At 31.1% G+C, this 15,135-nt stretch carries 13 protein-coding genes, 1 tRNA gene and 1 pseudogene; 5 read left to right on the plus strand and 10 right to left on the minus strand.

Annotation, left to right across the window (positions count from 1 at the left end):
- Nucleotides 1-555 precede the first annotated feature (555 nt).
- From BR66_RS26425 to BR66_RS0112090, 6 genes and pseudogenes are all read right to left on the minus strand, one after another.
- Nucleotides 556-924 (minus strand): NUDIX domain-containing protein, encoded by a 369-nt coding sequence (locus BR66_RS26425; protein WP_242841157.1) that lies wholly within the window; start codon nucleotides 922-924, stop codon nucleotides 556-558.
- Nucleotides 925-1,107: 183 nt separating this feature from the next.
- Nucleotides 1,108-1,683: pseudogene (locus BR66_RS26430) on the minus strand (HAD-IIA family hydrolase); the annotation flags it as partial.
- A gap of 109 nt (nucleotides 1,684-1,792) precedes the next feature.
- Nucleotides 1,793-2,029, minus strand: coding sequence for a hypothetical protein (locus tag BR66_RS0112075; protein WP_026883167.1), 237 nt, complete (start codon nucleotides 2,027-2,029; stop codon nucleotides 1,793-1,795).
- A 514-nt stretch (nucleotides 2,030-2,543) separates the two neighbouring features.
- Complete coding sequence (locus tag BR66_RS0112080; RefSeq protein ID WP_026883168.1) at nucleotides 2,544-2,735, minus strand: hypothetical protein; 192 nt, start codon at nucleotides 2,733-2,735, stop codon at nucleotides 2,544-2,546.
- A 237-nt stretch (nucleotides 2,736-2,972) separates the two neighbouring features.
- Nucleotides 2,973-3,049 (minus strand) — tRNA-Arg (locus BR66_RS0112085).
- A gap of 123 nt (nucleotides 3,050-3,172) precedes the next feature.
- Nucleotides 3,173-4,222 (minus strand): HD-GYP domain-containing protein, encoded by a 1,050-nt coding sequence (locus BR66_RS0112090; protein WP_026883169.1) that lies wholly within the window; start codon nucleotides 4,220-4,222, stop codon nucleotides 3,173-3,175.
- A gap of 272 nt (nucleotides 4,223-4,494) precedes the next feature.
- On the opposite strand from BR66_RS0112090, the gene BR66_RS0112095 reads away from it, so the two are divergent.
- From BR66_RS0112095 to BR66_RS0112105, 3 genes are all read left to right on the plus strand, one after another.
- On the plus strand, nucleotides 4,495-4,788 hold the full coding sequence (locus BR66_RS0112095) for a phasin family protein (RefSeq protein WP_026883170.1): 294 nt from the start codon (nucleotides 4,495-4,497) through the stop codon (nucleotides 4,786-4,788).
- Nucleotides 4,789-4,872: 84 nt separating this feature from the next.
- Nucleotides 4,873-6,474: an ABC1 kinase family protein gene (locus BR66_RS0112100; protein WP_026883171.1), complete on the plus strand. Its 1,602-nt coding sequence runs from the start codon at nucleotides 4,873-4,875 to the stop codon at nucleotides 6,472-6,474.
- 194 nt (nucleotides 6,475-6,668) lie between these two features.
- Nucleotides 6,669-8,384 carry a ferredoxin hydrogenase gene (locus BR66_RS0112105; RefSeq protein ID WP_026883172.1) on the plus strand — a complete coding sequence of 572 codons (1,716 nt, stop codon included), beginning with the start codon at nucleotides 6,669-6,671 and terminating at the stop codon, nucleotides 8,382-8,384.
- A gap of 144 nt (nucleotides 8,385-8,528) precedes the next feature.
- Here the strand turns inward: BR66_RS0112105 and BR66_RS0112110 are convergent, their stop codons facing one another.
- The gene (locus BR66_RS0112110; protein ID WP_026883173.1) at nucleotides 8,529-9,101 is read right to left on the minus strand and encodes a TetR/AcrR family transcriptional regulator; all 573 of its coding nucleotides are present in this window, start codon (nucleotides 9,099-9,101) and stop codon (nucleotides 8,529-8,531) included.
- A 214-nt stretch (nucleotides 9,102-9,315) separates the two neighbouring features.
- Between BR66_RS0112110 and BR66_RS0112115 the strand changes: the two genes are divergently transcribed.
- Complete coding sequence (locus tag BR66_RS0112115; RefSeq protein WP_026883174.1) at nucleotides 9,316-10,206, plus strand: phosphatidylserine decarboxylase; 891 nt, start codon at nucleotides 9,316-9,318, stop codon at nucleotides 10,204-10,206.
- A gap of 151 nt (nucleotides 10,207-10,357) precedes the next feature.
- A complete protein-coding gene (locus BR66_RS0112120) occupies nucleotides 10,358-12,349 on the plus strand; it encodes a fructose-bisphosphatase class III (RefSeq protein ID WP_026883175.1) in 1,992 nt (663 codons plus the stop codon).
- Nucleotides 12,350-12,457: 108 nt separating this feature from the next.
- Here BR66_RS0112120 and ygiD read toward each other — a convergent pair whose 3' ends face one another.
- The 3 genes from ygiD to BR66_RS0112135 all read right to left on the minus strand — a co-directional run bounded on the left by ygiD (nucleotide 12,458) and on the right by BR66_RS0112135 (nucleotide 14,967).
- Nucleotides 12,458-13,237 (minus strand): 4,5-DOPA-extradiol-dioxygenase, encoded by a 780-nt coding sequence (ygiD, locus tag BR66_RS0112125; RefSeq protein ID WP_026883176.1) that lies wholly within the window; start codon nucleotides 13,235-13,237, stop codon nucleotides 12,458-12,460.
- Nucleotides 13,238-13,426: 189 nt separating this feature from the next.
- Nucleotides 13,427-13,756: a hypothetical protein gene (locus tag BR66_RS0112130; protein WP_026883177.1), complete on the minus strand. Its 330-nt coding sequence runs from the start codon at nucleotides 13,754-13,756 to the stop codon at nucleotides 13,427-13,429.
- Nucleotides 13,756-14,967, minus strand: a complete 1,212-nt coding sequence (locus BR66_RS0112135) for an Alp7A family actin-like protein (protein ID WP_026883178.1) — start codon at nucleotides 14,965-14,967, stop codon at nucleotides 13,756-13,758. The genes BR66_RS0112130 and BR66_RS0112135 overlap by 1 nt, the downstream gene beginning before the upstream one ends.
- Nucleotides 14,968-15,135 lie beyond the last annotated feature (168 nt).

Genomic DNA, 15,135 nt, shown 5'->3' on the forward strand with positions numbered 1-15,135 from the left:
AAGTTTTGATATTTCAATATGGACATAACATTTATTTTCACCAATTATGTAAATAGCCAAAACTGATTTTAATTTATAATTGCCCTTCTCAGTTGATTGCTTGTTTTTTTACCAGGATAATTTGTTTTAAAATTAGGAAAATCAAACTTGAAATTCCTATAAATTACTTTGATTTTCTATGCAATACCATTAATTGAATTGCATATGTTTTTGTATATGCAATATTTGTTAATATACGTGCCTATAACGCACGTAAACACCTTATATATCACTGCTTAAAAAGTGTTTCATAAATGCTAACGTTCCTTTTATTGTAACCTTTTAATAGTAACATTCCATAACATAAAAAAGACTAAAACCTTTTAATATCATGGTTTTATACTTGTACCATTTGGTTTGTAGCATTCCAAAAACATTGCATTTTTTTCGGAGCATTGTGTGCAACATATCTTTTAATAACATCATCAATCTTAAATTCTATTCTAATCTGTTGCCCTATTTATACTAATCTTCAGGTATCCTTAAATCTCATCTTTGGATAATTCATATATTAATTTAACGTATATATGAAATCTTTTCTTTTTCTAATGCATCTTTAAGCCATCTTGGATGCATATTTAAAATATTTTTTGGTAAACAATTAAAATCAAAATAATCTACATCCAATGTTTCTTCACCCTCTTTAATTAGAGTACCTCCCACAACTTCACATTCAAAACAAGTTGTAATAAAGTGGCTCACTTCGCCGTTTGGATATGAAAAAACTTGTGAACCAGGGTCAGAATAAACTCCTATTAATCGCTTAACTTTAACTATTAGGCCAGTTTCCTCACAAATTTCTCTGATTATTGCCTCTTCTACGCTTTCTCCAGGTTCAACGTGCCCCGATGGAATACCCCATAGACCATTATCTACACGCCGCATTAAAAGAACTTGCTGAGACTTATCAAATACAATTCCTGCCACCCCTGCTTTAACACCATCTTTAGGCCATGAAAAAGAAGGTAAAATCCACTTTTTTATGCTTATACTACTATCAAATAAACTCTTTAAATTTTGAATCGTGGCATCTGGATTACGAAAATCTCTGACAGATGGGAATTTATTTGTCTTTTCATCTGATATTAAAATAGCTGGTATTCCTATCTGATGTGCTCCCAAAATATCCGTATAATGATTGTCGCCAACCATTACTATTCTAGATGACTTTTTTAAATTTTCAATGGTTTTGTTAAACATATATGAATACGGTTTTCCTATAATTATAGGTCTCTTTTCTGTTGCTACCCGAATTGCCTCTACAATTGTTCCAACTGCTGGTAAAGGTCCCTCTGCACTGGGAAAAGTTCTATCAACGTTTGTCCCAACAAATTTTGCACCATTATTAATTAATTTTACTGCTTCCTTAATGTCATTAAAACATAACTTACCGTCCCAACCGACAACAACAGCTTCAGTGTTGATTGGTTCATCAATATTAATACCTACTTGTTGACATTCCCACTTTAAATTTTCATCGCCAAGAACAAATACATTTTTTATATTTTCATCCTGTAAATATTGTGCTGTTGCCCAACTTGATGTAACTACTTCTTCACTTGTTGCTTCTATTCCAAGCACATTTAATCGTATGGCTATTTTTCTACGTGTTGTACATGGATTGTTCGTTAAAAATCGAATTGTTTTCCTATTTTGCCGAAGAAGTTTAAGATATTCTACTGCTTCTGGAAGTGCCTCTTCTCCTAAATCATCCCATCTAAATCAAACAAAAATACATCAAATTCATTAACTATCATGGTATTCTCTCCTCATATAATAAGTTTAATAGCCACTTAATTTTTATTCCATCATTTTCAGTTGCTAAAATTGTATAAACAACATGATACCAGAATATTTTTAGTGCTAATATGATAATAAATGACCAATTTAACGGTACTCCTAAAATATACCTTATGTCAATTATGCTTACTACTTTATTTTCATAACTAATATTAATGAGATTTCTGGTGAACATAACCTTTAATAACATACTGTAGTATCCTATTTTTTCTTATGTTTATAGCTTTACAATAATATGAGTCTGCACAGTTTCGCATTTCTACCCATGACCTCACCTCCTAAAAATCTGATAAAGGGAATATTTCACGAGAAAATCTGGGTAACACGGTCCCCCGTAAATAAGCCAAAGGATTTTTACCCCCTTACCCTTAGTATTTAGAATTTTGTGGAATGAAAACTGGAGATGCGGTCGCAAGCAATACCCTCAAAACTTTTTAAAAACCCCTACCTCAGCGTTTAGTAGATTACTGCATTGAACTGTACTTACTAAAGTGTTTCTTTGTGATATACTATCTTACCAGTTTTACTACATCTGATGCATAAACCATACACTGATATAATGAATCCACTTCTACACCTATGCCATGCTTTGCTTTTGTAAAACTACTTTACAAACTCACTTGCCATTAATAACCTTACCTACACCAGTTGGTTATTCGTTTTGTTTTGTTGCATAAAAAAAGAACTCTGTTAAGAATTCTCTTTTAACTATTATTTTCTTTGTTCTCTAATATTTTTTCTATACCTTCTAACCTTGATTCTGATCCACTTGTGTGATTTTCTGTCCATCCTACATCACTTTTAATATCTTCAATCTCTTCTGATTTTGATAATAAACGTTTAGTTATACTCTTAGCTGAATTGATAATTTCGATAAGGAAAGATCTAGGATACAAAAATACTACATGTACTACTGATGATTACTTGCATATTATTCTTAATGATTGGGACGATTATAAAAACAAAAAACAATAATAATGAACAAATCTTTGTATAGTTCACTGTAAATTATTCTATTTTCAAGTAACTTTTAATGTGAGTAGTCTCCAAATAGTCTCCAAATTACCATTTGCACACTAATTATACGCAAAATTAAAAACCCCACAATCCGTTAAGACTGCTGGGTTTTATTTTGGTGCACCTAAGAGGATTCGAACCTCCGGCCCACGGTTTAGGAAACCGTTGCTCTATCCGACTGAGCTATAGATGCATACCTTTTACCTTAGTATCTTATAACAATTTATATGTAATGTCAATATTTTATGTTAATTAACTCACTACTAACACCCGTAAAGTTCTTTGCTACAAGCACCTAGGTAATTTAAAATTCAAACTATATAATCATTTCCTTTACATATAAATCTTTTCTATTTTTAAGATCCACAAACTCTGAACCATCTAATAAAAGTGGCGTTTGCAAATCATTTGGGTCAACTTGAATTATCTTACATACCCTACCATCATTAAGTATAACGCTCTCACCCATATAAAAATTTACAACATGATTTATAAATACCTTGCAGTATTCAAAGTCTAATTTCCCAAGTTCATCCTTTTGAATTATTTGTAGTGCTTCAAAAGGTCCCTTTTTTTCCCTATAAGCTCTTTTTGAATTAATTGCATCAAAAACATCTGCGATTGCTATAATCTTTGCAAATTGTGGGATTTTATCTGATTTTAAACCAAATGGATAACCAGAACCATCTTCTCTTTCGTGATGCAGCAGTATTCCATTACTAACTGATTTATCTAAAAAAGGAATTTTACTAATATAATTATATCCAAGTACAGGATGGGATTTTATTGCCTTAAGGTCATTTTTATTTAATTGTCCCTGCTTAGATAAAATATTTTGATTTATTTTTAATTTACCAAAATCGTGTAAAATCGCACTATATACTAATAAATTAAGCTGTACATCATCAAGATTAAGCCATCTCCCAAGAATTAAACTTAGAGCTGAAACGTTAACACCATGTCTGTATATAGTATCTTCTCCACTTCCTTTAAGTACAATGTTTTTTACAACATTGCTAGTTGGATCTAATTCACTTTTTACTCTCAGTGCAAAATTTCTAAGTTCATCTATTCCTGAAATTTGTAGATTTTCCATACCCCTAAAAATCATATGTAGATCTCCAGTAAGTTCATTAAAGCTTTGTTCTAGGCTTTCCATCTCATCATTTTTTATCTCATTCTCATCTGGGTCTGTATATATTTGTATTTTATTATAAAAATATATTTGTTTTAATCTTTCAATGGCACGCTCTGTAATAGGTATTCCTTCTGCTATTAATATCTTACCTTCACACATAATGTCATTTGCAGCTACCATTCCTACTTCTAAATCATTTACATCCATTTCGCTTTTATTGATTTTCATTAAAATACCCCCACAAATACATTAGCATTTGCCCTTTACCCCATCTATAATATGTAGAACTTATATATATCTTACATAAAATCAAAAACGAATTATGTATATGAGAATATTATCGCATATTTTTTCTAAACATTAAGCAGTATTTGTTTTTATATTTTTATATTTTCCATTCACTCTGAAAGTGCATTTATATATAACATTTTAAATTCGCAAATATGTATGTATTTAATATGATTGTGGTATAATTATTATATAATGGAGGTGTATTAATTATGGTAAATCAATTAAAAAATGCTCTCCTTGCAGGACTTGGTTCAGCTGCTTACACCTATGAAAAAGCATCAAAAGTAATAGATGAAATGGTTGTGAAAGGAAAACTCACTCTAGAAGAAGGCAAGGAGCTATCCCAAGAATTAAAAAAGAATATTACTGAAAAGGGTGAAAAGATTAGACCTGTGACAAAAGATGATATCGCTGACATTTTAGAATCTACTAACTTCGCTACAAAAGATGAAATTATTGACATTAAAAACAGACTTGCAAAACTTGAAGAAAAGCTTTTGTAATAATTTAAAATATACTTAAGACGTCTAGAAGAAAGCCCCAACCTATGTTAGGGCTTTTACTTATAAACTAAAGGGGAGATAATGATGCATAAAAATTCAGTAACTAGGCTAAGACAAATTGTTAAAGTTTTTGTTACTTATGGCTTTGGTTTTTTTGTTGGCTCTAAATTAAATAAAAATCAAAACTCTCCTGTGAATTTAAGAAAAGCCTTCGAGGAACTTGGACCTACGTTCATAAAAATAGGACAAATTTTAAGTACTCGGGCAGATACTTTACCGGATGCATATATTGAAGAACTATCCAAACTTCAAGACAGTGTACCCATCGAAGATTTTACTAACATAGATAAGTTTTTTATTAGTGAATTTCATAAAACAATCTCTGACAGCTTTTTATTTTTTGATAAAGATCCTATTGGTTCTGCCTCAATGGCTCAAGTTCATGATGCTATATTAAATGACGGCAGATTTGTAATTGTTAAAATCCAGCGTCCCAATATAGCAGAAGCTATGCATATGGATTTGTCTATTTTAAGTAGGATTGTTAGGCTTACTAAAACCAGGTTACCAGATACCGTTATCGATTTAAAAGACGCAATTGATGAACTACTAAAATCCATAGAACAAGAATTAAACTTTAAAAATGAAGCTACTAATTTAGTTAAATTTAAGAATTTAAATAAAAACGTTTCTTATATATCAAGTCCATATATAGTCGAAGAGTTTTGCACTAAAAAAATAATAACTATGGAAAAGATAGTGGGTTTCAAAATTGATGATGCAGAAAATCTTGTTAAAAATGATTATATTTTAGAGGATATTGGAAAAAAGCTTGCTCTATCATATTTTAAACAAATTTTCGAAGACGGATTTTTTCATGCTGATCCTCATCCTGGTAATATTATTATTCGTGAAAATCAAATATGTTATATAGATTTTGGTATGATGGGAAGTCTATCATCATCACTTAAAAATTCACTTAATAAAGCTATTTTAGCCATAGCCTATGGTGATGTTAATATGCTTGTATCCATACTTATGTCCATGGGTATACGACAAGGATATATCAATCGAAACTCGCTTTATGAAGATGTAGATTATATGCTTAGTATGTATCTTTCAACCTCACTAAAGAACTTGAAAATATCCTTAATGTTTAAAGATATTTTTGATATAACAAAACGTAATAACATACAACTACCTAAAGAATTAACTATACTTGTTAGAGGTGTTGTTATAACAGAAGGTGTATTATCTAAAATATCTCCAGATTTAGCTTTAGTTGATATGATCATTCCATATATTAAATCCCACAATAAGAATCTTATTTTTGAAAATTTTAATTTAGATGAACTTTTATTACATAGCTTTAAATTCCTAAGAGATTCCTCTTCTGCACCCTCAAAATTTATTGAACTTTCAGATAGTCTCATTAGTGGAAGAGCAAAAATTCAACTTAATCACAAAAACTTAGACCAGCCAATTAAAAATCTACACCGAATGGTTAATCGAATGGTTTTTGCCATTATAATTTCCTCTATGATAGTTGGTTCCTCACTTATATTAAGGACAAATATCGGTCCCAAAATCTACGATATGTCCATTATTGGTGTAAGTGGTTTTATTATTGCGGCCTTGATGGGCTTTTACCTTATGATTTCAATTTTGAAATCTGGAACCCTGTAAAAAATGGCCCCGAAAGTTTCAGCTATACTTTTTTAATAAATACATTATTTTGGTCACAACTATTCAGAACTCCAATATAATGAATTTTGTGGTAGTTAGTATTTTTTTTAACAATCTTTTGTATAGATGATTATACTGCAAATAAATATGTTATAATAACTTGGTATTTTGAAATTACTTTCGGGAGGGTAAAAATGATTACAGTAGTTATAAATGGTAAAGAAGTACAAACTGAAGAAACCAACACTATACTACAAGTAGCAAGAGATAATGGAGTAGATATACCTACTTTATGTTATTTAAAAGATTGTGGTAACTTTGGTAAATGTGGTGTATGCGTTGTAGACGCAGATGGAAAATATTTATTAGCTTGCATCACTAAGGTTAAAGAAGGCATGGTGGTACAAACTAATACTGAAACTGTAAATGAACGAATAAAAAAGAGAGTTTCTATGCTTTTAGATAAACATGAATTTAAGTGTGGACCATGTGTCCGTAGGCAGGATTGTGAATTTCTAAAACTTGTTATAAAAACTAAAGCAAGAGCCACAACACCCTTTTTACCACAAGATAAATCTGAATATGTTGATGCTAGAAGTTCAGCTATTGTTTTAGATAGATCTAAATGTGTATTATGCGGCAGATGTGTTGCAGCTTGCAAAGAGTTCACAGCAACTAATTCCATTCAATTCATTAAGAAAGACGGTAAAAGAGCCGTTGGAACTATAGATGATAAGTGTTTTGATGATTCTACATGTTTACTATGTGGGCAATGTGTCATTGCATGTCCTGTTGCTGCACTTAAAGAACAGCCTCACATAGATAAAGTAGCGGCCGCTTTAGCCGATCCTAAAAAACATGTGATTGTGGCTATGGCACCTTCAATAAGAACTGCAATGGGTGAATTATTTAACATGGGTTTTGGAAAAGACGTAACTGGTAAGCTTTATACATCTTTAAGGCTTCTTGGCTTCGATAAAATATTTGATATAAACTTTGGTGCTGATATGACAATTATGGAAGAAGCAACTGAATTACTAGGGAGAATAAAAAACAATGGACCATTCCCTATGTTTACATCTTGTTGTGCATCTTGGGTAAGACAGGCACAGATTTATTTCCCTGAATTACTAGAAAATCTTTCAACTGCAAAATCACCACAGCAAATATATGGTACTGCAACTAAAACTTATTATCCTAAACTAGAAGGACTTGATCCTAAAGACGTATATACCGTTACAATAATGCCATGTAATGATAAAAAATATGAAGCTGATTTACCTGGCAATGAAGTAAACGGACTAAGACAAATCGATGCAGTACTCACAACAAGAGAACTTGCTAAAATGATTAAAGATGCGAAAATTAAATTTGCAGACCTTGAAGATAGCATAGCGGATCCAGCCATGGGTGAATATAGCGGTGCAGGTGCCATTTTTGGTGCAACAGGTGGGGTTATGGAAGCATCTCTTAGATCTGCTAAAGATTTTGCTGAGCATGCTGAGCTTGATAATATAGAATACACTGAAGTAAGAGGTTTAAAAGGAATAAAAGAAGCTACTGTTGAGATAGCTGGAAATAAATACAATGTTGCTGTAATAAATGGTGCTGCAAATGTATTTGAATTTATGAAATCAAGAATAAAAGAAAAACAATACCACTTTATAGAAGTAATGGCTTGTCCTGGCGGATGCGTAAATGGTGGTGGTCAACCTCACATTACTGCTCTAAATAGAGAAACCATAAATTATAAAACTTTAAGAGCCTCTGTATTGTACAATCAAGATAAACATCTCCAGAGGAGAAAATCTCATAAAAACACTGCTATAATAAAAATGTATGATAGCTATTTTGGAAAACCTGGCGAAGGTCTTGCACATGAGCTTTTGCACATAAAATATACTAAATAAAATATTTTCTAAAAAAGCAGGAAGGCAGGTGGATTTGTTACACAATTCTACCTGTCTTCCTGCTTTTATTCATTTTTCTAATCCTACGAAAAAATCTTCCCACTATGTTTACTCTTACATTCTAACTTTTAAATTGTGAAGTTTTTAACTTTCTTTGTATGCTACTCCATTTAATATATAGTCCAACATACTTTCAACTATATCATCCATGTTTTCATCACAATTAGAAATTTCATAAATTGATGATGCACAAAGGTTACAAACGAATGAATATGCCATAAGCATTGATTTGCCTTTTTTTACATTTTTTGACTTCATCGCACCATCTATTAAGACTTCAATGCACTTTATATAATTTTTCATTATATCCCTTAATTCAAATTGTCTTAGCTCTTTTCCCCAAACCTGACATGCAATAACCTTAAAGAAATCCCTATTCCTATGTACAAGAGATAGCTGAGCCCTAAAGACAGATTTCAATCTATCAATTGCTGTATCTTCGTTACTGGCTACCGTATCGATCTCATCTTGCATTACTTTCATGCCTTCAGATATTATGTACTTAAATATTTCTTCTTTACTTTTAAAATGGTAATATAACGTCCCTTTGGCTACCCCTGCATTCATTGCTATTTCATCCATAGTGGCACCATCATACCCATTACTTGAAAAAACCTTAACTGCTGATAAAAAAATTAAATTTTTAGTTTTGTTCATAAGTTCACCCCAGAAGCTAGCACACTGATATCGCATACTTATCTTGTATAAATAATGCTCTTAACTCTAGCATAATTTATTTATACTTTATTATACTATTAAAAAACTACATAAAACAATATATTATAATAGTTTTTGTATATTAATTCATTTTTGACATATAAATTAAAACAACTTATAATCAAAGTTGATAAAAATTATGGTGAGGTTAAATATGATTAAATATTATAATAGAGCAACTAAAAATTACAGTATAGAAAAAATAGCAGGTGACAAGTATTTAACTTGGACATATTCCTCAGTGGTAGGAATGTTTTTGCTAGAAAAACTAATAAAAAAGAAAGTATTTTCAAAACTCTATGGTTGTTACTGCAATACGAAATTCAGCAAATTGAAAATCAAAAAATTTGTAGATGATTTTAGTGTAAATATGTCACACTCTGAAAAGTCAATTGATAATTTCCAATCCTTCAATGATTTTTTTTCAAGAAAACTTACATCTGATGCAAGACCTGTGCCTTGCGACACTTCTTCTCTCATATCCCCTGGAGATGGAAGACTTACAGCTTTTACAGAAATAGATCTTAATAAACTTATTCAGGTTAAAGGCATGACCTATAGTTTATATGATTTTATTAAGAATGATGCTGTTGCTAAAAAATATGCTAATGGAACTTGTCTTATACTAAGACTTTGTCCTACTGATTATCATAGATTTCATTTCTTAGATAGTGGTATTTGCCACGCTAGTCATGAAATTAAAGGAGATTATTATTCTGTTAATCCTATAGCATTAAAAAAAGTACCTACTCTATTTTGTGAAAACAAAAGACAGTGGAACACACTACATTCTGATAATTTTGGTGATGTACTTTATGTTGAAGTTGGTGCAACCTGTGTTGGATCTATAATTCAAACTTACACACCTGAAAGTAAAGTTTCAAAGGGTCAGGAAAAAGGATATTTTAAATTTGGAGGCTCCACAATAGTATTGTTTTTTGAAAATGGTAAGGTGAAAATTGACGATGATATTCTAAAACAATCAGAAATGGGCTTTGAGACTAAAGTTGTTATGGGCGAGAAAATAGGTAAAGTTAAAAGCTAGCTAAATAAAATAAACTGCTTGGTAATATATTGTAATTAGTATTTATATTTTATATATGTTTATGCTATAATAATTATTATATATAGTATACTATATGTTTATTTAATCAAAATAGGCATCATATTATGCTAACTTTAGGGGGTAATGTGCTATGCTATTAGAAGATAAGCTTATTAATAAAGACTTTGAAAATAACTTAAAATATCTCTCTCTACTCTCCAAACAATATCCTACTATTAACGAAGCCTCAACTGAAATAATAAATCTTCAAGCAATCCTAAACCTTCCAAAAGGTACAGAACATTTTCTTACTGATGTCCATGGAGAGCATGAGCAATTTATACACGTGTTAAAAAATGCTTCTGGGGTTATAAAAAGAAAAATTGATGATATTTTCGGTAATAGGCTAGTTCAAAGTGATAAGAAGAAATTTGCCACACTAATTTATTATCCAGAGCAAAAACTTGATATAATTTTAAAGCAGCAACCCAATATTGATGATTGGTATAAAATAACACTTTACAGATTAATTGAAGTTTGTAGAAATGTTTCCTCAAAATACACCCGTTCCAAAGTTAGAAAGGCACTTCCAAAAGATTTTGCTTACATCATAGAAGAATTATTACACGAAGAAGCAGAAGGAATAGACAAAGAAAAATACTATGGTGAAATAATAAATACAATCATAAGTATAGACAGAGCAAAAGATTTCATAATTGCCCTCTCAAAACTTATTCAAAGATTAGTTATAGATAGACTGCATATAATAGGTGATATATTTGATAGAGGTCCTGGCGCAGATATCATTATGGACATACTTTCAGAATATCACGCAGTTGATATTCAATGGGGAAATCATGATATTCTCTGGATGGGTGCTGCCTCTGGTTCTGAGGTTTGCATGGCTAACGTAATAAGAAATTCAGCCAGATATGCAAACTTGTCAACCATCGAAGACAGTTATGGCATAAATCTACTGCCTCTTGCTACCTTTGCAGTAGACTTTTATGGGGATGACCCTTGTGAAAATTTTTTACCTAAAATTGAATCAGATAAAAATTATACTGTAAGGGAGCTTCAATTAATTGCTAAGATGCATAAAGCTATTGCAATTATTCAATTTAAACTTGAAGGCCAGATTATAAAAAGACATCCAGAGTTTAAAATGGATTACAGACTTCTTTTAAATAACATAGACTTTGAAACCGGCACCATTACTTTAGAAGGAAACAAATATGATTTAGTAGACACTAATTTCCCAACTATAGACCCAAAAGATCCTTATAAACTTTTAGATGTAGAAGTAGAACTTATAGATAAGTTAAAATCATCCTTTATTAACAGCCAAAAATTAAATAAACATGTTCGTTTCTTATTTTCAAATGGCAGCTTATATTTAAAATTTAACTCTAATCTGCTGTATCATGGATGTATACCTTTAAATGAGGATGGAAGCTTTAGAGAAGTACTTTTGCAAAATAAAAAGTATAAGGGAAAAGCTCTTATGGACAGATTGGATATACTCACTAGAGAAGGTTTCTTTTATAAAGAAAATACGCCTGAAAAACAATTTGGTTCTGATATGATGTGGTACCTATGGACTGGCCCCTTTTCTCCTCTTTTTGGTAAAGAAAAGATGACTACCTTTGAAAGATACTTTATAGCTGAAGAAGCCACACACTATGAGAAAAAAGATCCATATTATGATTTCAGAAATGATGAGAAAATTTGTGATAACATACTAATAGAATTTGGCTTGAACCCTGATGAATCTCATATAGTAAATGGACATATACCTGTGGAAAAGAAAAATGGTGAAAATCCAATAAAAGCACATGGAAAACTCATGGTAATAGATGGGGGATTCTCCAAAGCCTATCAAAGTAAAACAGGAATTGCAGGCTACACTTTAATATACAATTCCTTTGGACTACAGCTGGTATCACATCAGCCCTTTGAGTCTACAGAAAAAGCAATAACTGAGGAAACTGATATATTGTCTTCAACCATTGTACTCGAGCATGTGACAAAACGAAAAATGGTTGAAGACACCGATATAGGTATTGAATTAAAATACCAACTTTGTGAACTAAAACTTTTGCTTTTAGCTTACAAAAAAGGATTGATCAAAGAACAGGCTTAAGGCATCATGAAAAAAACAATCAATCAAATATACTGTTATTTGATTGATTGTTTTTTTATATTATTTTAATTTTCCCTAAGGCAAAATCATCTTAACTTGTCACTAGGTTTAGCTTGTAATCTCCACTGATCTCATAGATAAGGATCTATTTAGAATTCCTTCGTATACAAATTTAGCTTTCTCTCCTTCTTCCTGCATAGCCAATATGTATAATAAAGGCAAATAATGCTCATCTGTTGGTACTGCCAAAGCTGCTGCTTGTCCTACACTTTTATAATTAATCAAATCTTCATGTTTTTTATCTCTTATTGCATCTGCTACATATTTATCGAATTCTATTGCCCACTCAGCAGGTCTTGCATCTTCTGCAAAATCTATTTCTCTTAAATTATGAACTATATTTCCACTGCCTATTATAAGGATTCCCTTTTCCCTAAGTGAAGCTAGTTTCTTTCCAAGTTTATAATGTTCCTCATCATTAAATAATACATTAAGGCTCATTTGAAATACAGGTATATCTGCATCTGGATACATATGCCTTAATACCGTCCATGCACCGTGGTCTAATCCCCATGAAGTAGTACCTTTCACATTATCCTTGGCTAAAAGTTCAAGTGCTATCTTAGAATATTTTTCTGAACCTTTAGGGCTATATTTTATATTATATAACTCCTCAGGAAATCCATAAAAATCGTGAATTGTTTTAGGTTGATCCTCAGACGTAATATACGTGCCTTTAGTTGTCCAATGTGCTGATATAACCATTATTGCCTTTGGTTTATCTATACTTTGTGCTAAAGCCTTAATAGACTGTGTATAATCATTATTTTCCAACGCGTTCATAGGGCTTCCATGTGCTATGAATAATACTGGTAATTTTTCACTCATAATAACAACCTCCTTTTATAATTACATAAAAATAAACTTTCTCAATTTCATTGTACTTACTTTATGTAACCATGATACTATAAGTGTGTTTGTTATGTCAAGTAATTCTTATAACAACCCAAAGTACATAATACCATTAGGCATCTAAAAAAATAACAAGTCAAATATAATAGCATAGTGGCTTATTAACTAGAAATCATAATCAACTTTATCCTCTTGGTCGATACCCCCAATTACTTCCTTGATATTTTCCACCATTACACCTTCCATCAATGCTTCGTCTACTGGCTCAATATAATTTTCATTTTTAACCGTTTTACATGAATTAATTTTATCTATTTTATCTTCTATGTCCCTAAGTTTCTCTAATACTAATTTTGTGTTTTCCTTCTCTCGTACAAGCTCAACAATAAATGGAGTTAATGCTCTCCTCGAAGCCTTTTTATTTAAAATTTCATATACATCATTAGGTAAATCTTTCGCATTTATTACCATCCGTCCTCTTTTTTCTTCATTCATTACACGGTTCTCATTTCGTCTATTGATAATATTTCTAATGCGGTTAAATTAATTGTCCTATCATTGGGTTTAAATATTTCCTTTCTATCATCTTCTATTATTTCATCTAAAAACAAATGATTTTTTTCTGCTGCTAATTCACTCATGTGCTTTAACAATGCAATTTTAATAAAAGGCTTTAAAATAGGTGTTTCACCTCCAAAATAAACAAATTTTATAGTTTCTCCGTTTTCAGGTACAAATGCATTCAAAAACTTCGTAACAAGAACACTGGCATACTCCTGTAATACTTCATTAATTTGATCTGTAAACTCATAATATTTCCCTGTGTTTTCATCTCTAAATATATACTTTTCTTTGCTGTAATTTCTAATTATAAATTTCTCAAGACCTCTTAAATCATGGAAGTTCTCTAGTAATTTTTCTTTACGAAGCCGCTCTATCTCCCCTAGAAATGGTTCAATATCTATTACCTGAAAGGATTCTCTTGACTGAGGAGCTGTAAGACCTTTTCCAAGCTTTACTGTATCTGTTGATCCTCCACCAATATCCGCAAGAACTATTGGATCATCTGCAAAATCTATATTATTTCTCTTTTCGATCGTTATAGTATTTTTATCCGCTGCACCCTTTACCATTTTATATTTTATTGCATGTCTTGCTACTTCTGATTCAATTCTGCATTTAACATTTTTAACAATAATTTTTAACTCCTTTTCCATACCAAAAGTCATTATTTTTACTGTATGTTCTCCTATAAATCTTCCCTCCATTCTTTTTTGTGCTCCACTAAATTTTTGTTCCCTCTTAAGTAACCATATAGGTAGCATACAGCTCATATATTCTATTTCTATATCTTTCCCTTTTCCGTCCCCTTTTATTGCATCATAATATCCTATAGCACTTAAAAAACTTACATAAGGTATAACACTTTTTATCTTGTCATGCATATTTCCAACATGGCTATTACTTAGTTTAGATAGCTCCGCCATTTCTCCCACAAGATAATACTTTTTCTCATTTACTCTTTCTATTGATACTACTAATCTTTCTAGCAATTCCTTTGGATCCGTTATTACATTGACCTGTAATTCATTTGCCCTCTGCTCTGTAATTTCAACTACATTAGTTGGAAGTTCAAAGTAATATCCATCTACCATAAAATTATTTGTACTATTTCCAAAATCACAATTCAGTCTCTTGATATTCATACCCATTCTCCTCATATCACTAATATTATATCAGTGACACTTAACTATCACTGATATAATATATTTTACCATATTTATCCATTATTTCAATACTTTTTTATCCATAAGTGGTATTTAAATGTTACTCACCTTAGAATCAAAATATTAAAAAGAGTAGCAACAGATTTG

The organism is Clostridium akagii DSM 12554 (assembly GCF_000686725.1).
Taxonomy (GTDB): Bacteria; Bacillota; Clostridia; order Clostridiales; family Clostridiaceae; genus Clostridium_I; species Clostridium_I akagii.